The organism is Streptomyces sp. NPDC088817, from assembly GCF_044750345.1.
Lineage (GTDB): Bacteria > Actinomycetota > Actinomycetes > Streptomycetales > Streptomycetaceae > Streptomyces.
In genome coordinates, this window is sequence record NZ_JBIVJN010000014.1 from 175,737 (window position 1) to 198,609 (window position 22,873).

14 protein-coding genes are annotated in these 22,873 nt (G+C 70.7%); 5 read left to right on the plus strand and 9 right to left on the minus strand.

Features of this window, described 5'->3' with window-relative positions:
- Window positions 1–297: 297 nt before the first annotated feature.
- Both ACIP4X_RS25085 and ACIP4X_RS25090 read right to left on the minus strand, forming a co-directional pair.
- Window positions 298–1,590 (minus strand): MFS transporter, encoded by a 1,293-nt coding sequence (locus tag ACIP4X_RS25085; protein WP_358731634.1) that lies wholly within the window; start codon window positions 1,588–1,590, stop codon window positions 298–300.
- A gap of 125 nt (window positions 1,591–1,715) precedes the next feature.
- Window positions 1,716–2,381 carry a GntR family transcriptional regulator gene (locus ACIP4X_RS25090; protein WP_358731632.1) on the minus strand — a complete coding sequence of 222 codons (666 nt, stop codon included), beginning with the start codon at window positions 2,379–2,381 and terminating at the stop codon, window positions 1,716–1,718.
- 462 nt (window positions 2,382–2,843) lie between these two features.
- Here ACIP4X_RS25090 and ACIP4X_RS25095 point away from each other — a divergent pair, with 462 nt between their 5' ends.
- Both ACIP4X_RS25095 and ACIP4X_RS25100 read left to right on the plus strand, forming a co-directional pair.
- Window positions 2,844–4,739, plus strand: a complete 1,896-nt coding sequence (locus ACIP4X_RS25095) for a CocE/NonD family hydrolase (protein ID WP_358731630.1) — start codon at window positions 2,844–2,846, stop codon at window positions 4,737–4,739.
- Window positions 4,740–4,980: 241 nt separating this feature from the next.
- Window positions 4,981–6,609 carry a CehA/McbA family metallohydrolase gene (locus ACIP4X_RS25100; protein ID WP_358731628.1) on the plus strand — a complete coding sequence of 543 codons (1,629 nt, stop codon included), beginning with the start codon at window positions 4,981–4,983 and terminating at the stop codon, window positions 6,607–6,609.
- A gap of 53 nt (window positions 6,610–6,662) precedes the next feature.
- On the opposite strand, the gene ACIP4X_RS25105 is transcribed toward ACIP4X_RS25100, so the two are convergent.
- A complete protein-coding gene (locus tag ACIP4X_RS25105) occupies window positions 6,663–7,739 on the minus strand; it encodes a ParB/Srx family N-terminal domain-containing protein (RefSeq protein ID WP_358731626.1) in 1,077 nt (358 codons plus the stop codon).
- A gap of 429 nt (window positions 7,740–8,168) precedes the next feature.
- Here ACIP4X_RS25105 and ACIP4X_RS25110 point away from each other — a divergent pair, with 429 nt between their 5' ends.
- The gene (locus tag ACIP4X_RS25110) at window positions 8,169–9,482 is read left to right on the plus strand and encodes a GH25 family lysozyme (protein ID WP_391458576.1); all 1,314 of its coding nucleotides are present in this window, start codon (window positions 8,169–8,171) and stop codon (window positions 9,480–9,482) included.
- Window positions 9,483–9,536: 54 nt separating this feature from the next.
- Window positions 9,537–10,316 (plus strand): D-Ala-D-Ala carboxypeptidase family metallohydrolase, encoded by a 780-nt coding sequence (locus tag ACIP4X_RS25115; RefSeq protein ID WP_358731624.1) that lies wholly within the window; start codon window positions 9,537–9,539, stop codon window positions 10,314–10,316.
- A gap of 40 nt (window positions 10,317–10,356) precedes the next feature.
- On the opposite strand, the gene ACIP4X_RS25120 is transcribed toward ACIP4X_RS25115, so the two are convergent.
- The 5 genes from ACIP4X_RS25120 to ACIP4X_RS25140 all read right to left on the minus strand — a co-directional run bounded on the left by ACIP4X_RS25120 (window position 10,357) and on the right by ACIP4X_RS25140 (window position 18,613).
- On the minus strand, window positions 10,357–11,523 hold the full coding sequence (locus ACIP4X_RS25120) for a permease (protein WP_358731622.1): 1,167 nt from the start codon (window positions 11,521–11,523) through the stop codon (window positions 10,357–10,359).
- 485 nt (window positions 11,524–12,008) lie between these two features.
- Complete coding sequence (locus tag ACIP4X_RS25125; protein WP_358736682.1) at window positions 12,009–12,614, minus strand: class I SAM-dependent methyltransferase; 606 nt, start codon at window positions 12,612–12,614, stop codon at window positions 12,009–12,011.
- Window positions 12,615–12,744: 130 nt separating this feature from the next.
- Complete coding sequence (locus ACIP4X_RS25130) at window positions 12,745–15,303, minus strand: LamG-like jellyroll fold domain-containing protein (protein WP_358736684.1); 2,559 nt, start codon at window positions 15,301–15,303, stop codon at window positions 12,745–12,747.
- A 362-nt stretch (window positions 15,304–15,665) separates the two neighbouring features.
- Window positions 15,666–17,411 (minus strand): discoidin domain-containing protein, encoded by a 1,746-nt coding sequence (locus ACIP4X_RS25135; protein ID WP_391458579.1) that lies wholly within the window; start codon window positions 17,409–17,411, stop codon window positions 15,666–15,668.
- Window positions 17,412–17,518: 107 nt separating this feature from the next.
- Window positions 17,519–18,613 (minus strand): DUF1996 domain-containing protein, encoded by a 1,095-nt coding sequence (locus tag ACIP4X_RS25140; protein WP_391458581.1) that lies wholly within the window; start codon window positions 18,611–18,613, stop codon window positions 17,519–17,521.
- A 397-nt stretch (window positions 18,614–19,010) separates the two neighbouring features.
- On the opposite strand from ACIP4X_RS25140, the gene ACIP4X_RS25145 reads away from it, so the two are divergent.
- Window positions 19,011–21,224 (plus strand): discoidin domain-containing protein, encoded by a 2,214-nt coding sequence (locus ACIP4X_RS25145; protein ID WP_358736690.1) that lies wholly within the window; start codon window positions 19,011–19,013, stop codon window positions 21,222–21,224.
- A gap of 95 nt (window positions 21,225–21,319) precedes the next feature.
- On the opposite strand, the gene ACIP4X_RS25150 is transcribed toward ACIP4X_RS25145, so the two are convergent.
- Window positions 21,320–22,816, minus strand: coding sequence for an APC family permease (locus ACIP4X_RS25150; protein WP_358736691.1), 1,497 nt, complete (start codon window positions 22,814–22,816; stop codon window positions 21,320–21,322).
- Between the last annotated feature and the right edge of the window lie 57 nt (window positions 22,817–22,873).

Sequence of the window (22,873 nt, forward strand, 5' to 3'; positions counted from 1 at the left end):
CGAAACGTACACGCGGACTGCACAGTTGCGTGCGAATTGGTTGCGGGCGGCGGCGAAAGGGTACTCACGCCGGACCTGACGCTCCGTCATGCGATCGGGGCGCCCGGAAACGGCGCGTCGGCGACCAGGGCCGCGGGCGCCTTGCCGGCTGAAGTCCTGGGGGGCGGATGAGGGCGTGCCGGTGTCCGAAAGTCCCGGGGCGCGTGGGAACGCAGCCGCCCTCGCGGGTCGGCCGGGGGCCCGGCTCAACAGGCCGGGAGCTCCGCAAGGCAGGGCTCAGCGGGCCGGGGTCCGAGCTCAGTGGACCGGCGCCTCGGCCGGGCAGGGCTCGGTGGGGCCGGTCCCGGCCGGGGAGAGGGCGGGGATCGTCCGCCGGGAGGAGGTGGTGATCACCGTGAGGCTGGCCAGGGCGAGAAGGGTGAGGACCGCGAGCATCACGGTGTACGACGCCAGCGCGGACAGCGCCGCCAGGATGGCGGGCAGCAGGAAGCCGGAGTAGCACAGGGCGTAGTAGACGCCGGTGATGCCGGCCATGTCGTCGGCGGTGACGATCCGCTGGATCTCCAGCAGGCCCGAGACGACCCCGATGCCGTAGGCGGCCCCCAGCAGTACGGCTCCGCCGAGACCGAGCCAGGGCGAGCGGACGGCCGCGTCCCCCGCGCAGACAGCCATGCCGCAGGCCATGAGGATCATCGAGACGATGACGCCCCGCGCCGAGTCGAGCGAGTCCAGGCGCTTGGCGAGGGGCTGGACCAGCGCCCCGGTGCCGAGGGTGCAGACGGTCAACAGGGTGGCGTAGGCCAGGGCCCAGTTCCCGATCCGGTCGCCGATCAGCTGGGGGGTGACCGCGTAGGCGACGGCGGCCGCGCCGAACATCCACGGAGCCATCGGAAGGACCACGCGCAGGAAGCGGCGGTGTCCGGCGGCGGGGACCTTGAGATCGGCCCACAGGCCGCGGACGGCGGTCGTCCGGGTACGGGTCTCCACGGCGCGCGCCAGCAGGAACAGCGTGGGCACGGTGACCAGGACGTGCACCAGGTAAGGGGTGATCATCGGCCAGGGGCCCCACTGGGCCAGCGCGCCGGCCACCCCGGCGCCGAGGCCGAAGCCGAGGGTCAGCGAGAGGGAGGCGCGCCTCGCCCCCGCGCCGGCGTCGGCCGCCGGGTCGTGCGGTGCCTGGGAGAGCTCCTTGACCCAGCTGGTGCCGACCGCCATCGCGATGCCGACGGCCAGGCCGCTGAGGAAGCGGCCCACGTAGACGGGTATCTGCCCGGCGACTCCCCCGCACAGGACGGCGCTGGCCGCGAGCGACGCCGCGGTCGCGACGGTCATCAGCGGACGGCGGCCGTGGCGGTCCGAGGCGGCCCCGCCGACCAGCAGTCCGGGCACGAGTCCGAGGACGTAGGCGGCGAGAAAGGCGTCGACCGTGACCTCGGAGTAGCCGCCGAGGCGGCGGTACATCAGCAGCAGCGGGGTGAACTGGTTGCCGCCCCATCCGGAGCAGAACATGGCGGCCGCCGCCGGCAGCCACGGCCTGCCCCTGCCGTTCGGTGCGGCGGGACGGCCGGTCGGCCACCGGGTGGTACTCATGGCGGTGCTGCTCCTTGCTTGCTCACGTGCTGCCCCCCGAGGTCCAGGGGGTGTTTCCGGGACGCCTTCGGACGACCTGTCCCGGATTTCGCCGGTTTCGTTCCCGAGGCCGTCCCCGGGCGGGCTCAGGGGCCGGTCGCGCCGCGGTGGGCGTCCAGGTGGGCGCGCAGGGCGTCGGCGAACCCCGCGTCGTCACGGTCGGCGATCCGCTCCACGAGCAGGGCGTGCTCGCCGATCAGCGGGGCCAGGCGACCCGGCTGCGGCTGGAGGAGCTGCACGGCCATGCGTCGCTGGCGGTCACGCAACGTGCCGTGGAAGCGCTCGGCGAGATCGTTGCCGGAGGCCGCCACGATGGCGTGGTGGAACGCCTCGTCGGCCTCCGCGAAGGCCGCGACGTCGGCCCGTCCGGCGTGCTCCCGCTGGACGTCGATCAGGTCGGACAGCCGGCGTACCAGGCCGGTGAGCGGTTCGGCGCGACGGGCGATGCGGCGCACGGCGCTGCTCTCCAGCGCCTCGCGCAGTTCCAGGACGTCCTCGGCCTCGCCCGGTCCGACCGGTACCACCACGGCTCCGCGCTTGGGGAAGAGCTGCAGCAGCCCCTCGGCCTGGAGGCGGAGGAACGCCTCGCGGACCGGGGTGCGGCTGAGCGAGGTGCGTTCGGCGATCTCGCCCTCGCTGATGAGGCTCCCGCCGGGGAGCCGCCCGCCGATGATGAGCTCTTTGGTCAGGTCGTACGCACGTTCCGCGGCCGGGACACGGGCGGCGGAGGAGGCGGTGGGGACTGCGGCCATATATCGACCATAGCAGACATAGATACAAGCTTAGATACATGACAGGTCCGGCCGTGGCGGCCAGGATGCCGACGATCACGCCCCGCCGGACAGTCATCTCCTGATGCGCCGCCGGACTGTCTCCCACCGGGAGGGGCGGCCTTCCCCCGCGCCAGGGCATGGGCGCCGCAGGCGGCCGCGGTACCGGCCGTCGCGCCGTGCGTCCGGCGCCTCTCCGGGTCGCCGTCGCCGCGCTGGCCGCCGGACCGGTCCGAGTCACATCCGCAACACGCAGAAGGTACGGACCCGTTGACTCGTTTCAATGATGATCATAGAGTCCGACGCCGACGGCCTCGGCCTGCTCCCGCGATCCGGCATTCCGCATGGGTGCGCCCGCACCTTCGCCGCCCTGACGGCGGGTCAGGGGCCGTGCTCGACCGCACCACCTGCACCGCCCCGTACCTGACACTCCGGGAGCAGCAAGTGAACAGACGTCGCACGGCCGTCGCGTCCGCCTCGGCACTCGTCACCACCTTCGCGCTGAGCGCCGCGCTCACCGGCCCCGCCACCGCGGTGCCCGGCGCCGCGGCCCAGCCGGCCGCGGAGCAGACCCGGACGGGGGCGGTCGCCACCGCGACCGACCCCGTCTCCCATGAGGAGAACGACCGCGTCCCGAAGGGCTCGCTCTGGACGCAGCACTACTTCCCGTCCTCGGACCGCTCCGACACCGAGCTGCACGCCGACGTCCTGCTGCCCGAGGGACTGGCCCCGGGGAAGAAGGTGCCCGTCATCCTGTCGGTCGGCCCCTACTTCGGGCACTCCGGGCAGACGGACCCCGAGGGCTGGAAGCACACCGGCCCCTCGTCCCGCTTCCAGGACTTCATAGAGGGCACCGACCTGTTCGCCCAGGGGTACGCCTTCGTCATGGTGGACCTGCGCGGCTTCGGCGGCTCCACCGGCTGCCTGGACTGGGGCGGTCCCGGCGAGCAGGCCGACGTCAAGGCGGCGATCGACTGGGCGTCGAAGCAGCCGTGGAGCACGGGCGCGGTCGGCATGTACGGGAAGTCGTACGACGCCGTCACGGGCCTGATCGGCAACAACCTGAGCCAGAAGGCCCTCAAGGCCGTCGTCGCCCAGGAGCCGGTGTGGGACATGTACCAGTACATCTACTCCAACGGAGTGCCCCGCCCGAACGTCACCGGCACCGCCAATGCCTACAACTCCATCGCCACGCTGGCCCAGATGGCGGACGACGACCCGCACTACCTGGCCAACGCCCAGTGGGAGAAGACCCACCCGGAGTGCCTCACCCAGAACTCGGCCGGGTACAAGATCTCCGACCAGTGGGACAAGCACTGGACCGACCGTGACCTGGCGAAGATGGCCAAGGGCACCAAGACCCCGCTGTTCGTCACCCAGGGCTTCATCGAGAACAACACCAAGCCCGAGGAGATGCAGGAGTACCTCGACAACCACGTGGGGCCGGAGCGCGGTTGGCTCGGCCAGTGGGAGCACGTACGCGGCGGCGACCGCACCAGCGACGGGCGCCTGTCCATGGGCCGCGAGGGCTGGTACGACGAGACCCTCTCCTACTACGACGAGTACCTCAAGGGCATCAAGCCGAAGGTGAAGTACCCGGCCTACGTCGTGGAGGACTCCACGGGTGCCTGGCGCGCCCAGAACACCTGGCCGGTCGTGAAGCGGTCCGTCACGCTCCCGCTCGGCAACGGCTCGTACCTGGACGACGGCGGCGCCTCCGGCCGCGCGGCCCTGGCCGCGTCCGGCGAGCCGGCGCAGCAGACGCTCGACAAGCCGTCCAACGGCCAGTGGGACATGGAGAACGCGCCCGCGACCGAGCAGGCCGCCCCTCAGGGCCTGGCCCGGGGCCTTGCGAAGCAGCAGAAGGACGGCAAGGTCACGTCGAGCTTCTTCGTGTGGTCGAAGCCGGTCGGCCAGTCGGTGCGCCTCACCGGCACTCCGCAGCTCTCCCTGACCGCCAAGGGCGAGGGCAACGTCATGCTCAAGCTGTACGACGTCGCCCCGAACGGCAAGGCCGTCATGTTCGACGAGCAGGTCTCCGTGCTGCGTTCGGGCCGGATGACCGTCGATCTGAAGGCGACCGACTGGACCCTCGCCGCGGATCACGTCCTGGCCGTGGAGATCGGCTCCATCCAGACCGGCTCGTGGCGTGCCACGCCGTCCGGCCAGACGATCGAGGTCAAGGGTGCGCAGCTCAGGCTGGCCCTGGACGACCCGGCCCGTGACACCGCCACCGCCGGTGCGCGTTCACCGTTCCTGGACACCTACCTGCGCCAGTACACGGTGAACCTGCCCGCCGGTACCGCGTCGTTCACGGTGACCCCGGGCAACCACCTCTGAGCCGAGCCGCGAACACCTGACGAGGGTCCCGACCGCCGAGGCCGGGGCCCTCGTCGGCGTACCGGCACACGCGTACGCGGATCGGGCGAGGAGTGCGGCAGGGACCTCCACCGCGCTTCACGCACACCGGCCACGGGCTCTTGCCGAGCGGTCCATGCCCGGCTCATCCGTCGTTCACTGAGCCCCATGAGGCTCCAGAGGCTTTCCGTGCATCCATCACCGACCTTGCCGAGGACGGAACATGTGCCTTGACGGACACTGCGAGCACAACGTGAAGCCCCTGGAACCCGGCACCGCGGACGCCGACGGCGCCGGTGCCGGAATCGGACGCCGCCGACTGCTCCTCGCGGGTGCCGGCGCGGCCGCCCTCACGCTCACCCCGGTCTCCTTCGCGCAGGCGGCCGGCGGTCCGGCCGGCGAAACGCCGGCGGACGGCACCGAGGTGACCCGCACGATCACCGGTTTCCTGGAGACCGGCGTCGCGGACTTCGTGTACCTCCCGGTGGAAGTCCCCCGAGGGGTGCGGAAGATCGCCGTCTCCTACTCCTACGACAGGCCGTCCGTGCCGTCGGGCGTCCCGGGCAACTCGTGCGACATCGGGGTGTTCGACGAGCGCGGGACCGTGCTGGGCGGGCGTGGCTTCCGCGGCTGGTCGGGCGGTTTCCGCACCTCGTTCGAGATCGGCGCCGGCGAGGCCACGCCGGGCTATCTGCCCGGTCCGGTGAACCCGGGCACCTGGAACGTCGTCCTCGGCCCCTACCAGGTGGCGCCCCAGGGCATGAACTACCGGGTGGAGGTGACGATCACCTACGGCGAGCGCGGCCCCGCCTTCGTACCGCACCACCCTCCGCGGCGGGCGAAGGGCCGCGGCCACGACTGGTACCGCGGCGACTGCCACCTGCACACCGTCCACTCCGACGGGAAGCGGCTGCCCGCGGAGGTCGCCGCCGGCGCGCGGGCGGCGGGCCTGGACTTCATCGTGTCCACCGACCACAACACGTCCTCCGCGCACGCGGTCTGGGGCGAGCACGCCGGTCCCGACCTGCTGATCATCCCGGGTGAGGAGGTCACCACACGCAACGGCCACTGGCTCGCCCTGGGCCTCCCGCCCGGTGAGTGGATCGACTGGCGCTACCGCTCGCGCGACGACGCGTTCGACCGGTTCGCGCGCCAGGTCCACCGCAACGACGGCCTCGTGGTGCCCGCGCACATGTACTGCGCGTACGTGGCCTGCCAGTGGAAGTTCGGTTTCGACAACGCCGACGCCACGGAGGTGTGGACCGGCCCGTGGACCTACGACGACGAGCACGCGGTCAGCACCTGGGACCAGAAACTGGGCGAGGCCGTCCGGACCGGAAAGCGCTGGCTCCCGGCCATGGGCAACAGCGACGCGCACAGCGAGCCGCAGGTCATCGGCCTGCCCCACAACGTCGTCCACGCGGACGACCTCGCCACCGACTCGCTGATGAAGGGCATCCGCGCGGGCCGCAACTGGATCGCCGAGTCCTCCGCGGTCGAGCTCACGTTCACCGCCACCGGGGGCGGCAGGCAGGCCGGGATCGGCGAGAGGCTCACCGTGCCCGCCGAGGCCCCGGTGGACATCCGTCTCGACGTCCGGGGTGTGCCCCGCGGCACCGTCCGGTTCATCACCGACGAGGGGCAGATGCACCAGGAGTCCGTCGGCGCCTCCGGCACCGGCACCGTCGTCTGGCGGACCACCGCGTCACTCGCCGCCTATGTGCGCGCCGAGGTCCGCCACCCAATGGCCGACGGCTCCCCCGGCCAGGGCAACACCATGGGCGACGCACTGCTGTTCGGGCCCATGGCCGCGATGACCAACCCGGTCTTCCTGGAGCGGAAGGGCCGGTGACGCACGCGTTCGGGGGCGGTCCGCGCGGGGCCGCCCCCGATCGGCGGGGCGTGTCAGCCCAGGCCGTGCAGCCGCTTGTACTCCAGCGTGTAGGCGAGCTTGCCGGGCTTGGCATCGGAGTACGGCTTGCTCAGCTTGCCGAACTCGCCCTTGGTGGCCGCGCTGCCGTCGTTCCACCGGTCCAGCGCGCCGAGTCCGGCGGCGGTGAAGCCGCTGTCGACGACGGCGTCCTTGGGCAGCGCCGTCATCGCCCCGGTCAGGGACCTGACAGTGGCCAGGTAGTCGTCGAGGTCGTTCGGGTTCCAGCCGGCCAGGTCGATCGGCCTGGCGTCGCGGACCCAGCTGCCCCAGTAGAACTCCTGGAACGGCAGCCCGTTCTGCGCGTAGCCGATGTCACGGCCGAAGTAGAGCAGGCTGCGGTACCTGTCGTCGGTGAAGCGGGCCAGGCCCACGCCGGTGGGCAACTTGTTCACCGTGACCTGCTTGCCCTCGGGGTCACGCAGGTACACCCATTTGTGCGCCGTCATCTCGTCCCAGAAGGCCTGGCGGGGCAGGTCGCTCAGGTTGGCCTGCACCCGCAGCCGGACGTGCAGGTCGGGTCCGCCGTCGGGGGTCTCGTAGAAGGAGGTGAGGGTGTGGTGCCCGTCGGTGAGGAACGGTTCGCCGCCGGGGCCGATGACGACGGTCTTCATGGCGGCGACGCTGTCCGCCGTCTCCGCCCCGACGGGGAGTTCGCACGTGAACGACGACGGGTCGTCAAGTCGCGCTCCGGCGGCGACGGTTGCCGCGGCCGACCGGCCGTCGGCCTCGCACCAGTCGTCGAACTTCTTGTTGACCGCGTCCTTGCCGAGGGTGTAGCGGCCGAGCTTGTAGTACACCTCGTCGTAGCCGAGCGACGGCTGGGTCGGGTGCACGTCGCCGATGCGGACGTCGAGCAGGTCACCGGCCTGGGCGCAGAGGTACCGGGAGAACGGCGTGCTCCGGTTGTCGTGGCCGCAGAACGACGGACGGGTGCCCGGAGCACCGGGCGCGGCCGCGGCGGCCGGCGCCAGTGCGGCGACGCCCGCCCCGGTGACGGCGAGGGCCACTCCGAGGGCCGAGGCCCGGCGGGACGGAGATCCGAAGCGCATCACACCTGCTCCTTGCGGTATGGGGAATGTCGACGGTCAGCGTGTGGCCGACCGCCCAATGCACCGGATCGTCCCGGTGACGTCCGGTCGAGCCGCAGGTGAACAATTCACCGCCAACCGGCTGCCGTACGGCACTTCCTGCCCGGTTTCCGCGCGCGCCGCTCAAGATCCGCCGCACCTGATTCAATTTTTCGCAACCACGAAGATGTTGCGAGCATGTCAACACATCCCTTACGTTTACGCGCGTCAACCCAACCCGCACGCCGAGGAGTTGACGGCGCGCCCGGCCCTGCTGACCCCCCACCGCGACCGGCGCACGCCCACCGCCGCCCACAGCTCCGACGCCCCACCCCGACCGTCGTTGGCCGCAACCACGGCCACCCCGGCCCAAGCGCATCGCAGTGTCCCTCCACACCTCTGGGAGCACCCATGCCTTCAGCCACTCCCTCGCGGTTCAGACCCGGCACCCTCCCCTCCGGCCCGCGCCGGACGTTGGCCCGTGCGGCCGGACTGCTGGCCGCCGCCCTGACCCTGCTGGTCCTGCCGGGCACCGCCTCGGCGACCGCCGCCGGCACCGCGGGGACCGCCTCCGGGACCCCGGTGCGGATGACGCACCCGGAGCAGGACCACGCCGGATCCGGGCTCCAGCGCCTGGGCACGGGATCCCTGGCGGCCGCCGCCCCGCTCGCCGTCAGCACGGGTCCGGCCGGACTCGACGTCAGCGGCTACCAGGGCAACGTCGACTGGACGTCCGTCAAGAACAAGGGCGCTGCCTTCGCCTACGTCAAGGCCACCGAGGGCACCACGTACACGAGCCCCTACTTCTCCCAGCAGTACACCGGCTCGTCGAACGTCGGACTGATCCGCGGCGCCTACCACTTCGCGCTGCCCGGCAACTCCAGCGGTGCGGTGCAGGCGGACTGGTTCGTGAGCCACGGCGGCGGCTGGTCCGCCGACGGCAAGACGCTGCCGCCCGCCCTGGACATCGAGTACAACCCCTACGGGGCCACCTGTTACGGGCTGAGCCAGAGCGCGATGGTCACCTGGATCCGCGACTTCAGCAACCAGGTGCGTGCCAAGGTCGGGCGCTACCCGACGATCTACACCACGACCGACTGGTGGACGACCTGCACGGGCAACAACAGCAGCTTCGGGGCCACCAACCCGCTGTGGATCGCCCGTTACTCCTCCAGCCCGGGCACGCTGCCCGCCGGCTGGTCGGCCCAGACGATCTGGCAGTACGCCGACTCCGGAACGTTCCCCGGCGACCAGGACACCTTCAACGGCACCCTGGCCGACCTCCAGGCCTTCGCCAAGGGAGGCGGCTACAACCCTCCGCCGACGGCCGGTTGGCCGACGGTGAAGCAGGGCGCCTCCGGTGAGCGGGTCAAGTCCGTGCAGTACCTGCTCAACGCGCACGGTTCCGCGCTGGCGGTGGACGGCTCGTTCGGGGCCGGGACCGACTCCGCGGTGCGCTCGTTCCAGTCCTCGCACGGCCTCGCCGTGGACGGCGTGGTCGGACCCGCCACCTGGCAGGCCCTCATCGTCACCGTGCAGCAGGGCTCCTCGGGAGCCGCGGTCCAGGCGGTGCAGAGCCAGCTCAAGGCCCACGGTGCCTCGTTGACGGTCGACGGCTCGTTCGGGCCCGCGACCGACACGGCGGTGCGCTCGTTCCAGTCCTCGCACGGCCTCGCCGTGGACGGCATCGTCGGCTCCAACACCTGGCAGGCCCTGGTCGCCTGACCCTCGGGCGTCGTCACCAGCAGTCACCCGTAGTCACCTGAGGAGGAGACTTCCATGAACCCGGCACGACACCCGCAGCGAACCATCGACCGCCGCACCCTGTTCCGTGGCGCGGCGGGCGTGACGGCCGCGCTCGGCGTGGCCGCGGTCACCGGCGTCGCCACGGCGGGCACGGCCTCGGCCTACGGCTGGAGCCGCACCCTCCAGCAGGGCGCCTCCGGCTCCGACGTGGTGGAGCTCCAGATCCGCGTCGGCGGCTGGGCCGCGAACAGCGCCTCCCAGACGTACGTCGCCTGGGACGGCTCCTTCGGCCCGGCCACGGCCGCCGCCGTCCAGCGCTTCCAGTCCGCCTACGGCCTGGGCGCGGACGGCGTCGTCGGCCCGCAGACCCAGAGCGCCCTCAACAGCCTCGAGGCGGGCGACGGATCGACCGCCCACTTCGATTTCAGCGAGTTCTACTCCAAGGACGGCGCCGGCTTCAACAACGGCAAGGTCGCCGCGGCGACGGTCAAGGAGAACGTCCGCCGGCTGATGTACAAGCTGGAGGCGGTGCGCAAGAAGGCCGGCAACAGCCCGATCACGATCAACTCGGGCTTCCGCAGCATCGCGCACAACGCCGCCTCGGGCGGCGCGTCCAACAGCATGCACGTGTACGGCGTCGCCGCCGACATCGTGGTCTCGGGGCACAGCACCCTGCAGACCTACCGGATCGCCGAGACCTGCGGCTTCTCCGGTCTGGAGGCGTACACGAACTCGTGGCAGCACTGTGACAGCCGCGTCCAGTACCCGTCGTACGGCTCCGGCTCCTGGTGGTGGGAGAGCGGCGTGGCGTAAACCGCCCGCGCCGCCCACCGCACCGGGCCCGTCCGCGCCGTCATGGCACGGACGGGCCCGTCCGGTCGTGGCCGGGGTCCGGTGAGCCGCCCATCGTGCGGAGCATGTCCGGCCCGCCGGTCCGCCAGAACCGGAGCAGGAGCAGCGCGGCGAGGAGGAGGAAGGCGATGTTGAGCCAGGTGGTGTAGTTCCAGCCGACGCCTTCCGCGGGGAGCCTCGCGTCGGCCTGGTCGGGGATCAGGCCGAGTCCGCCGAAGACGAATTCCACGACATGGCCGGCGACGGCCATCGCGAGGTAGAAGGTGCCCAGCAGGAAGACCGCCATCCGGGCGCCGTAGTACTTCCGGTAGATACTGAGGATCGGCAGGATCACCAGGTCGGCGAAGATGAACGCCACCACGCCGCCGAAGCTGATGCCTCCCTTCCACAGCACCACCGCCAGCGGCACGTTGCCGATCGAGCACACGAACGAGGCGATCGCCACGAGGGGGCCGATGACGGGGCCCCACAGTCTGGCGGCGAGCGGGTGGCCGTGGAAGAAGAAGGCGCGCCAGAAGGAGTCCGGGACCCAGGCGGCGACGGCGCCGGCAATGAGCAGGCCGACGACCAGGTCGCGCAGGATCGCCGCCCACTCCATGACGAAGACGTGGCTGACGGCGGTGAGGCCCTCGCGGGAGACCAGGCGCCGGGTGAAGGACCCCTCGCGCCGCACGGCCATGTCCGTCGCCGCGTGGCCCTCCATCGACCCGGCCAGGCCCCGTTCCGCCTGTTCACGGGCCTGGCCGAGCAGCCACTCGCGCAGGAACAGCCGGAAGAGGACGGCCAGCAGGACGATCATGACGGGGCCGCCGACGAACTCGGCCACGGTGAACTGCCAGCCCATCAGCAGCGCGAGGATGACGCCGAGCTCGACGACGAGGTTGGTGGAGGCGATCTCGAAGGCCATCGCCGCGGTGAAGTCGGCGCCCTTGCGGAACAGGGAGCGGGCCAGGGCCACGGCGGCGTAGGAGCAGGACGAGGACGCCACGCCCAGCCCGGCGGCGACGGCGAGGGTGCGGGGCCGGTCGTCGCCGAGCAGTGCGACGACTGTGGACTTGCGGACCACGGCCTGGACGACCGCGGAGAGGGCGAAGCCCAGGATCAGGGCCCAGGTGATCTCCCAGGTCATGGACCCGGTGATCGACAGTGCGTGCAGTACGGCGTGCATCTGTGCAGCCTCCCCGCACGGCGTGGCGGTCGGCCGGGGGACACGCCCGCCGTCGGGGCCGGGCTAGCGCTGTGACCGGAAAGGTTTGCCGGAAAGCTCGCGGCGTCCGGTGCTAGGGGTACCTCCCACGCCGTCCAGGCAGTGGGGGAAGATCGCAAGGCGGAGCATCGCCCGTGTAGTGGATGTACTCGGGTGATGCGACAACGCGGCGAGGTGCCGTGCCGGGCGTCGCGAGCCGGTGAACCTTTCCGGTCGCAGCACTAGCTAGGGCCTGTTGCGAAAGTCCCGTCGTCCGCCCGGAGGGCGGGCCTCGCGGCGTCAGGTGCGTGCTCTCGGCGCGCCGGGCCCTGGCCCACGTACTGGATGTACTTGGGTCAGGGCCCGGCGCGGCGAGTCGGGGCGCCCCCTGCTCGAAGAGCTTGGGGGAGCGTGCATGACGTCGCGGGGCAGGCGGGACTTTCGCAACAGGCCCTAGGGAGCGTTCGTCACCGGCGGTGGACGCTGACGGCGTAGCCGCCGCCGTCGTAGGGGGCGGCGTCCCAGGTGGCGAAGCGGTCGACGAGGGTGAGGCCGGCCGCGGCGCAGCAGTCGTCGTACTCGGCGAGCGTGATGCCGGGCGGCACGGGCAGGTGGGCCTCGTCCAGGCCGAACCCGGCGACCAGCAGGCCGCCCGGACGCAGCGCGGCGGCCAGACGCTCGACGACCACGGCCTCGGTGCCGGCCGCGAGCAACGGGAAGATGTTGCCCGCGGCGACCACGAGGTCGAAGTCCGCCGCGACGCCGAGCCGGTCGGGCTCGAACGCGGCGAGGTCGGCCTGGAACCAGGGCAGCTCGGGTGCCTGCTTGCGGGCCACCGCCAGCATCGACGCGTCGAGGTCCACCCCGACGCAGTCGTACCCGAGCTCCGCGAGCCGGATCATGACCCGCCCGGTGCCGCACCCGGCATCCAGCACCCGCGCCCCGACCGGCACAAGAGCGGCACAGAACGCCGCCTCACCGTGCACGTCCTTGCCGCTGCGGGCCAGCGCCGCGAACCGCGCGGCGTAGCCCTCACCGGCCGTCTCCCCGGTCAAGTCCCTCCAACGGCTCATGCGGCCCACTATAGGTCGCACGCGGTCAGCGTTTTCGGCGAGGCCGGTGCGGGCCTCCTGGCGGTCGGCGACAGATCTCGCGATCCACACCGAACCCAGAAGGCCCTCACCTCTTCAGCACCGTCAGAGGTCAGCCGAGGCCGGGCACCTCGGTCGGCAGGCCGAACCAGCTGACGGCGAGCTTTTGGACCTGTTCGTCGCTCAGCGCGCCCTGGAAGGCCCAGACGTCGTCGATCAGGCCGGGGAAGTACTCGCCCCAGGCACCGTCGGTCTTGGCCCGGCCGACCTGGAAGGACTCGGTCGCCTTGAAGGCGAGCGTGTTCTCGGCCCAGGAGCGCCGTCCTACGCAGTCCTCGGCGTCGTCGCAGGAGACCTCCTGGAGCGTTCCGTTGACGTACAGGCGGGCCTGCCTGGCGAAACCGTCGTAGACCACGGCCAGATGGTTCCAGTCCCGCACGTCATAGAACTCGCTGTTCTTCACGCGCACGACCGTCGCGCCGGTGTCGTCCTTGTCCGGCACCGCCAGCTCCCAGTGGCCGAAGCCCTCCCCGTTCGCGGTGTCCGGTACGAAGCGGACGGTGAAGGCGCTCTGGGGCGAGCCCTCGGCGCTGACCACCGCGACACTGCTGGTCGGCGCCGCCGCCGCCTGCGCCCAGGCGGTGACGGTGTAGCTGCCACTGGTGTCGACCGGCACGGACGTCGTGGCCGCGTAGCCGCCGACGCCGTCCAGTTCCAGGCTGCCGAAGTCGATGAAGGCGGAGTCCGACTTCCTCGCGCCGCCGTGCAGCGTGAGCGCGCTGCCTCCGGACACGGCGTTCGGGGTGGTCACGGGGCCGGCCCCGGTGGTCTCCTCGAACATCCACCGGGCCTTGACCTGCGGGCGCTGCTGGTCGTCCCCGGGGTGGTCCGGCTTCTCCGGGTCCGGGTCCGGGTACTGGTCCGAAGGCGTCGACGGTGCCTCAGAAACGCCGGGGTCGTAGGTGAAGTAGCAGGACGTCGAATCGCCCTCGTACGACCACGGCGAGTACTGGACCCCGTCGTAGCTGCGCACGTGCCAGCTGACCTGCTTGTTCTGCGGCACACTGGACGGCAGGCGGATCGAGAAGCTCGATCCGGAGCTCTTGTACGTCGTCAGCCCCGAATCCCAGCGGGCGATCAGGCCCTGGCCGTCCCCGGTGTCCCATTCCGCCTCGAACTGCACCGCGACGTTGTCCCCGTCCGGGTCCGTGATGTTGTTCGCGTAGACAGTGCCCAGCGAACGCACGTGCGGCGCGTCGGCCGGCCCCTCGCAGGTGCCGCCGTACTCCATCGTCAGCTGCGACATGTTCACCTGGGGCGGCGGCTGGTTGTACCGCACCCGCAGATACGCGGTGTCCGAGAACCTCTTCCAGCCGTAGCCGTCGGTCTCACTGGCCGCCCGGAGCCCGAAGGTCATCGTGGCGCTCTCGCTGTCCGCGGCCGACTGCACCGCCGACTGCACATCGAACTCGGCGTCCTTGGCCGCACAGCCCGTGTTGCCGTAGGCGAAGGGCTTCGACGCCAACTGCTCGACCCAGAAACCGGAGGCGTTCTGGCTGTTCCACGTGGTCGAGGAGGAGATGTCCTCGGTCCGCCACAGCTCCACGCTGCGCGCGTCACACGACGCCGACCGCGTGTTGCGGACCACGAACTCCGCCGACAGGATCGACTTCCCCGCGAACTCAGAGGTCGGAATCCGGTAGAAGAGACGCTTGGTGTCGTTCGGGGTGCAATAGTCCCAGTCGCAGTAGCCCAGGCCGGCCTCCGATGCGCCGTTGAACTTCCACTGAGGCGTCGACGCCCAGTACTTCGACACCATCGTCCACGCCGACGCCCTCGGCGTGGACCACTGCGGATCGATGTACACGGGGTAGGTCGTGCCCGCGCCCTTCAGCATGTCCGCGTCCGGGGTCAGCACCAGCTCGTCCTGCCGGGCCGTCACCTCCACGCCCACCGGCGCGAGCTTGCCCGGCTCCCCCGCGCCCGGCTCACCACTCGCTCCCTCGGGAGCCGTGGCCTGCGCGCCGAGGGTGGCGGCGCGCGCCTGCGCGGGAACGGCCTCCTGCTCACGGGGGCCGGAGTCCCACATCATCGGCTTCGGCGCCTCGAACACCGCGCCTGACGCGCCCTTGTCGACGGCCTCCAGACCGCCCTCGCCGGTCTTCCGCACATCCAGGCCCGACGCCGAGATCCTCAGGCGCAGCTCGGCCAGTTCCTTGCTCGCCGCGGCCTTCGCCGACTTCACCACGAGCAACTGGGTGAAGCCGTCCTCCTGCGCCGTCATCCGCAGATCCACATCCGGCAGCACCGACGGATACGTCGCCACGGCCCCTTCCAGACGTGGTTTCGGCAGCGCGGTCGGCCACGTCAGGCTCAGCTCACGCCCCGCCCGCCGCATCCGCACCAGCGGCGCCGATCCGCCGCCCCCGGAGAACTCCACGTCCACCGTCGCGACCCTGGGCGCGACCATGCCCCCAACGGTGCCCACCAGACCGGTGTCCACCCGCTTCCAGCCACCCCGGCCACGGGCCCACACCGGGCGCAGATACTCCCGCGCCTCCAGATGGCCCTCCGGCGTGGCGAACACCTCACGGCTCTTCCCACGTCGGGCGGAGACCTCCACCGGCTTCCCCGTACGCCTGGCCTCCGCCAGCGCGTCCGACTCCGGCACAGCACCATGGGAAGTGCCGGCCCCCGCGCTCCGCGGCGTTGTCGGCACAGCCGCCGCGGCCTCATCACTCCCCAACGCCGGAAGGGCTCCCACAGCCAACACAACAGTCAGCAATGCCCCGAGGGCTCTGCCCTCACCCCGCAACCGCGTCCACACCCTCACTACATCCCCCACAGCGCTCTCATAGTTGTCTTACGTAACTAAGCCCTGGAGGCAAAGAGAGCGTCAACTGGATTCAAACGGGCATCAGTTGAGCAAGGTCAACAAGCGGACGTGAGCATCGGCACGTTTACCGAAGGCCCCCGGGTCCCCGTAGAAGTCCTCGGTCTTCCCGGGCGCCGTCGGTGCAACCGCTCCCCGCGTCAGGCGTAGACGCCGAGTTCGTACAGCGAGTAGCCCCAGGCCGTGCCGCGTTGTGTGCAGTTGATGCGTACGTAGCGGGCCGTGCCGGTGAGGTCGAAGTCGTTGACTCCGCCCTTGCCGTCGGTGATCTGGCGCAGGGTCTGCCAGTTCTGGCCGTCGTTGGACGTCTGGATGGCGTACGCCTTGGCGTAGGCGGTCTCCCAGACCAGTTGGACGTGCCGGAAGGTGGTGGGGGCGCCCAGGTCGACCTGGATCCACTGGGGGTCGCTCCAGTCGCTGGCCCAGCGGGTGTCCGTGCGGCCGTCGACGGCGTTGGCGGCCGTGCAGGGGCAGTCCCCGCCGGACGGCTGGAACGAGGACGCGGTGGCCGTCTTGCGCAGGGCGACGTTCGTGCCGTCGATCACCGGCGGGATCACCCTGATCGACCGCGACTGGACGCCGACGTTCCCATGGCCGTCGGTCGCCTTGACGTAGACCTTCCAGACGCCGGGACGGTCGGGCGCCGTGAACTTCAGCCGGCCCGCGCCCTGGTTGGTGAAGCGCAGTGAGTTGAGCTGGCTGCTGCCGTCGAGGTACATGCTGTTGTCCAGGACCTCGTAGGTGACCGCGTCGCCGTCGGGGTCGGTGGCCTGGACGTCGAGCGTCACGTCCCGTCCCGCCTGCACCGCGCCCGGGTCGCCCTGGACGCCGATGTCGGACAGCACCGGCGGCGTGTTGTCGTGGGAGGTGTCGCCGCCGTAGGCCTTCTTCACGGCGTAGTAGGAGAGCCGTTTCTGTCCGGCGGGCAGCAGGTTGAACCAGATGCCGCCGAAGTCGTACTCCGTGCCGTAGTGGAACAGCGTGGCGCCGAGCGCGACCCCGCTGTGGCCGGTGACGCAGTTCCACGCCTTGGTGTAGCCCGCGGCCTTGGCCTGGTCGTTGGGCTCCGCCGGGACCCCGTTGGCGTCGTTCGGCACCTCCCACTCGCCGGCCGGGCCCGACTCGGTCACGATGTACGGCTTGTCGTAGCCGCCCTGCTGCCAGGCGGACCTGATGTCGCAGACGCCGTTGTAGGAGTTGACCGCGTACAGGTCGAGGTCGGGCGCGTTGCGCTTGAAGTAGGGCCAGGCGCCGACCCATGCGTCGGTGGAGGTGACCGGGTGGTTGGGGTCGATGCCGTGGATCCTGCGGGCGACGTCGTTGACGAAGCTCGTGTAGGCGTTGCGCTCGCGCTCCAACTGGTCGCCGCCGTAGCAGTTCTGGAGGCCGAGGACCGACTCGTTGCCCACGTCCCACATGAGCACGCCCGCGTTGTCCTTGTAGGTCTGCACCCAGTTGGCGAACTCGTTGAGCATGTTGTTCTTGTACGTGGTGTCGGTGACGTAGTCGACGCAGCCGCCGCTGCCCGGACCTCCGCCGGGCTGGAGCCAGAATCCGGCGACGACCTTGATGCCGCGCGCGGCCGCGGAGTCGAACAGCGGCTTGCTGCTCGCGTCCGTGCCCCAGGTGCGGATGGTGTTGACACCCATGGACTTCAGGTCCGGCATGTAGGTGTCGGCGGAGGATGCGGACGGGCCCCAGGTCAGGCCCTTGATCTGGTACGGCTTCCCGTCCACGGTGAGCTGCCAGTTGCCCTTGGTGCCGGTCACCTTGACGACGCTGCCGGCCGCGTGGGCCTGTGTGGTGGGCAGGGCGGTGAGCGCGCCGAGGGTGAGGAGGCCCGCGGTGAGCGGTGCGGTCAGACGGCGGATGCGACTTCGTGGCATGCGAGGTCTCCGATGCGCGGGAGGTGGGGGGAGGTCGGGTGGCCCGGCCGTGTGGGGTGGTCCGGCCGGGCCACCCTGCTTCGGGGTGGCGCCGTTAGGAGTGCGGTTCAGGGAAGCCGGTAGTCCCCGTTGAGCGCGGCTCCCGCCTCGGGGTGCGTCTCGTCGTAGCCGCGTGCGTCGCACTGGAGGCCGCCGACGATGCAGTGGCCGACCATGGCCGACAGGGTGGGCGCGTCCCAGGCGTTGAAGAAGTCGTAGTGGTAGGACCAGGCGGCCCCACTGGACAGCCTCACCCGGGACATGTCGCCGTTGACCGGGAACGCCATCTTGAACTCGATCATCGGCAGCGCGACCGGGTGGTCGGCCGGGCACATGTTGTCGTTGGTGCCGGGCTTGACCACCGGGTAGGCCATGTGGCTGCGGTGGTCAGGGGTGTCGAGGTACTTGCCGTCCCAGCAACTGGGTGCCTGGAAGCGGATGTTGAGCTGTACGTCGGGCCTGTTGGGACAGCTCGCCGGGAAGTCGACGTTGAAGTAGCTGTCGCCGCACTCCCAACCCTCGACGAAACCGGGGCTGTTGCGGAACTCCTGGGCGCTCTGCAACGGGTTGCCCACCACGAAGCGCAGCCCCTTGGGGAAGGGCCGCACGCTGGTGTAGTCGGTGACGCCCGCCTTGTAGTAGATCGTCTGCGGGCCGACCGGCAGCACCGCCTTGTCGCCGTTGTAGACGGTCGGCACCCAGTAGCCCGACCGGTCGCCGGGCGCCTTGCAGGCGGTTCCGCCCGCGTCCAGTGACGCGGCGGTGCTGTACGCGTCGGTCGTGGTGTTGCCCATGAAGGTGTGGTCGTGCGACTTGCCCGGCTGCTGCGGGTAGACGATGGGGTCGTCGGGCTTGGTGCGGGTGACCGAGCAGTTGGCCTGGAACTCGTGGAAGTAGCGGTGGGGCGGGTTCGCGGTGGACGGGGTGACGCCGGTGACCGGCGGGTTCGCCGGGATGTAGCCGTCGCCGTTCGCGTCCTCGGCCGAGAAGGCGGTCGACGCGGCCATGGCGTGCCCGGAGTGGCCGGCCGCGAACGACGTCGCCGCCTCGCTGCCGGGCGCGGGCGGCCCGGCACTGGTGGCGACGCCGGCCACACCGAGCGACGTCATCAGCAGCGCTCCGGCGATCAGCATTCCTGACAGGGCTTTCGATCTCCGTGGCATGGAGACCTCCTGAACTCAGGGGGTGAGAGGTGGGGGGTGAAGAAGGGCGAGCGGGCACCGGCCTGACGGAATGTCACGAACGTCGTCGGCGGCGGCAAGCGCTCTCCTGCCCTGGGAGTGTTGAGTGCTTGACGCGCGGGTGTCAAGGCATGCCGCAGAAGGATCAGCGCCGTCCCGGCCGTCCTCACTTCCTGAACACCACCCCACCTGCGGCGGGCACCGTTCCCGTCAACGCTTGAAAAGATTCCCGCGTCCGAGGGCTTGCCGACCCGTCTGCCTCATCAGTTAAATCAAGATGTGAACTAAGCCGCGTAGGGGTGTAGTTGGGCTTACGCGTGCTGTGACACAGCCCCGCCCTCCTCGCGAACACTCGCCCATCGCATCCGCAGGGACCCGTATGAGACTCAGATCCCTGGGTGTCGCGCTCGCCGCAGTGGCAGCGCTCGTCGCCCTTCCCGCCACCGACCTGCCGGCCGCCGCCGCGGCAGGCACCCCGCTGCCTCAGGGCAAGGCCGCCGCGCCGTCGGCCGACCGGAGCGCCGGCCTCGCGGCCGCCTGCGGCACCGGCAACGCCGCCCTGGGCAAGCCCGCGACAGCCTCCTCCACCGAGAACGCGGGCACCCCGGCCTCCGCCGCCTTCGACGGCGACCCGAACACCCGCTGGTCCAGCGCCTTCTCGGACCCGCAGTGGGTGCAGGTCGACCTCGGATCGGTCCAGAACCTGTGCAAGGTGGACCTGACCTGGGAGACCGCCTACGCCAAGGAGTTCCAGATCCAGGCCTCGGCCAACGGCCAGACCTGGACCACACTGAAGAGCGTCACCGGCGCGACCGGCGGCACCGCCTCCTACGACGTCAGCGGCTCGGGCCGTTACCTGCGCATTTACGGAACGGTCCGCTCGACCGGCTACGGCTACTCCCTCTGGGAGGTCGCCGTCCACACCGATTCGTCCGGCGGCGGCGTCCCGCCCGTCCAGGGCGGCGGCGACCTGGGGCCGAACGTCATCGTCGTCGACCCCTCCACCCCCAACCTCCAGCAGAAGTTCGACCAGGTCTTCGCCCAGCAGGAGTCCAACCAGTTCGGCAGCGGCCGCTACCAGTTCCTGCTCAAGCCGGGCACCTACAACGGGATCAACGCCCAGATCGGCTTCTACACCTCGATCTCCGGGCTGGGTCTGAACCCCGACGACACCCAGATCAACGGTGACGTCACCGTCGACGCGGGCTGGTTCAACGGCAACGCCACCCAGAACTTCTGGCGTTCAGCGGAGAACCTCGCCATCAGGCCGTCGCACGGCGACGACCGGTGGGCCGTCGCGCAGGCGGCGCCGTTCCGCCGCATCCACGTCCAGGGCGGCCTCAACCTCGCCCCGAACGGGTACGGCTGGGCCTCCGGCGGGTACATCGCCGACTCGAAGATCGACGGCACCGTCGGCCCGTACTCGCAGCAGCAGTGGTACACCCGCGACAGCTCGGTGGGCGGCTGGACCAACGGCGTGTGGAACATGACGTTCACCGGAGTGCAGGGCGCGCCGGGGACCGACTTCGCCACCGGCTCGTACACCACGCTCGACAACACGCCGATCTCGCGCGAGAAGCCGTTCCTGTACCTCGACGGCAACACCTACAAGGTCTTCGTGCCCGCCAAGCGCACCAACGTCCGCGGTGTGTCCTGGCCGGCCAACGCGGGCAGCTCCCTGCCGCTCGACCAGTTCTACGTGGTCAAGCCGGGCGCGACCGCCGCCACCATCAACCAGGCACTGTCCCAGGGCCTCAACCTGCTGTTCACGCCCGGTGTCTACCACCTTGACCGGACCATCGACGTGACCCGCGCCAACACCGTCGTGCTGGGGCTGGGTCTCGCCACCCTCGTGCCCGACAACGGCGTCGACGCGATGCACGTCGCCGATGTCGACGGTGTCCGGCTCGCCGGGTTCCTGATCGACGCGGGCACCGCCAACTCGGACACCCTCCTGCGGGTCGGCCAGCCCGGCTCCTCCGCCGACCACTCCGCCAACCCGACCACCGTGCAGGACGTGTTCGTGCGGATCGGCGGCGCGGGCCCCGGTCTCGCGACCAACTCGATCGTGGTCAACAGCAACAACGTCGTCATCGACCACACCTGGCTGTGGCGCGCGGACCACGGCAGCGGCGTCGGCTGGAACACCAACCGGGCCGACTACGGCCTGTGGGTCAACGGCAACGACGTCCTCGCGACGGGCCTGTTCGTCGAGCACTACAACAAGTACGACGTGTACTGGAACGGAGAACGCGGCCGGACGATCTTCTTCCAGAACGAGAAGGCCTACGACGTCCCGAACGCCGCCGCCATCACCCACGACGGCATCGTCGGCTACGCGGCCTACAAGGTCGCCGACTCGGTCAACACGCACGAGGCCTGGGGTCTGGGCAGCTACTGCAACTTCACGTCCGACCCGTCGATCGTCCAGGCGCACGGCTTCCAGGTGCCGGTCAAGTCCGGCGTCAAGCTGCACGACATCCTGGTGATCTCCCTCGGCGGCCAGGGCCAGTACGCCCACGTCGTCAACAACACGGGCGCGCCCACCTCGGGTACGAGCACGGTGCCGTCCAAGGTGGTCCAGTTCCCCTGACCGGGAACGGATGACCGGCCCGGACCGGCGCCGGCGTGCGGTGAGTCACCCCCGGGTGGCTCGCCGCACGCGTGAGAGAAACCGGGTGCGCGGGGCTAGGAACCGGCCGCGCCCGTCGCGGTGTTCTCGCGGCGGGCCACCACCACGCCGATGGCGCCGACGGTCAGCAGGAGCGCGACGGTGCCGAGGGTGAAGGCCTCGAACGAGGCGCGGGAGACGCCCCAGACGTCGTGGAAGACGTAGTCGATTCCGAAGAGCTGTTCCAGGACTCCGGGGAAGAGCGCCGACCACGACCCGATCACGATCCAGGCGTAGACGAGTACCGCGCAGACCATGAAGCCGCGGTTGCCGAAGGGGACTCGGTAGGGCCGCGGGACGTCCGGCCTGCGGGTCCGGAGCAGGACCAGCGCCGGAATGACGACCAGGTAGGACAGCAGCAGGGTGGTGACCGCGACGGTCAGCACCACCGCGAACACGTCGGCCGCGTCGCCGTTCGCGAGCCGCATGGCGGCGAGCATGAACACCGTGGCCACGGCTCCGGAGAGCAGATTGGTGCGCACCGGCGTGCCGAGCCGCGGGTGGAAGGCACCGAGTGCACGGGTGAAGAAGCCTCCGTCGGCGGCGGCCATGGCCTGCATACGGTCGCTGACGATCATCCAGGCGCTGCCCTGGGTGAGCAGGGCGAAGACGAACATGACGGCGGTGAGCTTCAGCAGGGGGCCGGCCGCGCCGCCGTAGACGCCGAAGACGAGGCGGGCGCCCTCCATGAAGCCGCCGATGCCGGTGACCTGCTGCTTGGGGACGACGGCCAGGAGCGCGAGGACCGGCAGCAGATAGCAGCAGGCGGCGACGGTCGCCGAGCGTCCGAGTGCGGCGGGCACGTCGCGCTGGGGGTCGTGCATCTCCTCGCCGGCGGCGTTGGGTGCCTCGAAGCCGACGTAGGCGAACAGCAGGATCGGCACCAGGGCGAGGAAGCCGGCGGTCGTCGGGGTGAAACGGGTTTCGGTCAGGCCGTGGAAGCCGTGCCGCAGCCCGTAGAGCACGGCCGTGAGGGTGAACAGGGCGAGCGCCAGGACCTTCGTCGCCGCGCCCACCGTGGTGATCCATTTGCCGCGGCGCAGGGAGACGACGGCCGTGAGGATGGCGATCCAGACGAACAGCAGCTTGAAGGTGTAGTCGGCCACCGTGCCCGAGCCCAGGTGGAACACGAATCCGTCCCAGGTCTGCGCGGCCAGGAAGACCAGTGAGCCGCCCAGCCAGATGGGGTTGGTGACCCAGTACATGAGGGTCGTCAGGGCGGCCGCCGGACGGCCGAGGGCGAGCTTGACCCATACGTACGGGCCGCCTTCCTGGGGGAACGCGGCACCTGTCTCGGCGAACAGCAGGGCGTAGGGGATGAGGAAGAGGAGTGCCATGGCCGCCGTCCAGGTGGCGGCCTGGCCGCCGCCGGTGGCGATCTGCCCGACGGTGTCGAAGGAGATCACCGCGGCGATGGCCATGGCGGTGATGTCGAAGCGCTTGAGGCTGCGTTGCAGGCTGCCGGTCGCGGGCTGGTACGCGCGTGGCGGAGTCGTCGAGAGGTTGGAGGACACGGGCAGTTCCTAGGAGGGAGAGGGGCAACTGCGAGGGGGCGCGTGCGCGCCGTGACG